The organism is Halorubrum sp. Atlit-28R (assembly GCF_003665955.1).
GTDB lineage: Archaea > Halobacteriota > Halobacteria > Halobacteriales > Haloferacaceae > Halorubrum > Halorubrum tropicale.
This window is the reverse complement of the sequence record NZ_QPLS01000253.1, coordinates 1-445: the sequence shown is the minus strand read 5'-3', so window position 1 is coordinate 445 and position 445 is coordinate 1. Positions and strand designations below refer to the sequence as shown.

Sequence of the window (445 nt, the reverse complement as noted above, 5' to 3'; positions counted from 1 at the left end):
CTTTTCATCCGACTGCGACGCGCGACGGGCGCCACCGGGGCCAGAACGGCGTTATCGTCGCTGTCAGCCGCGCTGCTGCTCTCGGGTTGCGCAACGTTCTCTCCGGACGGCGGCATGACGGCGGTGGCCGACATCGCCGGCGGCACCATCAAGAAGGACGTGATCTCGATCCGGACCGCCGACGATGTCGTGGTCGCGAACGATGCGGTCAAGCGGCTGCTGCGCCGGACCCTGAACGTCGAAACCGCGATCCAGGTCGCGCTCCTCAGCAACCGGGGCCTTCAGGCGGCCTACAACGAACTGGCGCTGGCGGAAGCGGACCTCGTCCAGGAGAGCCTGCCGCCCAATCCCACGTTCTCGATTTCGCGAATATCGGGCAACGGAGCCGTCGAGATCGAACGGCAGGTCGTCGGCGACATTCTGCCGCTCGCCACCCTGCCGTTCC

General features: G+C 67.0%; 1 protein-coding gene. It reads left to right on the top strand.

Annotated elements, in window-relative coordinates; genetic code table 11:
- The coding region (locus DVK06_RS17780) for a hypothetical protein (RefSeq protein ID WP_199718807.1) at positions 1 to 445 on the top strand (445 nt) is incomplete at both ends.